Genomic DNA, 1,070 nt, shown 5'->3' on the forward strand with positions numbered 1-1,070 from the left:
GTTTAGGGTACGGGCCGCCATGAAACTCGCTAGAGGCTTTTCTCGACAGCATAGGATCATCCACTTCACCACAATCGGCTCGGCATCAGGTCTCAGACTATGTGCACGACGGATTTGCCTATCGTGCGTCCTACACCCTTACCCCGGGACAACCACCGCCCGGGCTGGACTACCTTCCTGCGTCACCCCATCGCTTGCCTACTACCACCTTGGACCGACGGCTCCACCACTTCCCTTTGCCCGAAGGCTCCAGGACGGCTTCACGGTCTTAGCATTAATGGATTCAACACTGGGCGTTTCAAAGCGGGTACCGGAATATCAACCGGTTGTCCATCGACTACGCCTGTCGGCCTCGCCTTAGGTCCCGACTTACCCTGGGCAGATCAGCTTGACCCAGGAACCCTTAGTCAATCGGCGCACACGTTTCCCACGTGTGTATCGCTACTCATGCCTGCATTCTCACTCGTGAACCGTCCACCCCTCGCTTCCGCGGAGGCTTCACCCGGCACACGACGCTCCCCTACCCATCCCAACGGGCGTTGGCCCTATATGCTGGAATGACACGACTTCGGCGGTACGCTTGAGCCCCGCTACATTGTCGGCGCGGAATCACTTGACCAGTGAGCTATTACGCACTCTTTCAAGGGTGGCTGCTTCTAAGCCAACCTCCTGGTTGTCTCTGCGACTCCACATCCTTTCCCACTTAGCGTACGCTTAGGGGCCTTAGTCGATGCTCTGGGCTGTTTCCCTCTCGACCATGGAGCTTATCCCCCACAGTCTCACTGCCGTGCTCTCACTTACCGGCATTCGGAGTTTGGCTAAGGTCAGTAACCCGGTAGGGCCCATCGCCTATCCAGTGCTCTACCTCCGGCAAGAAACACACGACGCTGCACCTAAATGCATTTCGGGGAGAACCAGCTATCACGGAGTTTGATTGGCCTTTCACCCCTAACCACAGGTCATCCCCCAGGTTTTCAACCCTGGTGGGTTCGGTCCTCCACGACCTCTTACAGCCGCTTCAACCTGCCCATGGCTAGATCACTCCGCTTCGGGTCTTGAGCGCGCTACTA

At 57.4% G+C, this 1,070-nt stretch carries 1 rRNA gene; it reads right to left on the reverse strand.

The features are described from left to right. Window positions 1–1,070 (reverse strand): 23S ribosomal RNA (locus tag ACFUN8_RS37355); the annotation flags it as partial.

Source organism: Streptomyces sp. NPDC057307, assembly GCF_042667665.1.
Classification (GTDB): domain Bacteria; phylum Actinomycetota; class Actinomycetes; order Streptomycetales; family Streptomycetaceae; genus Streptomyces.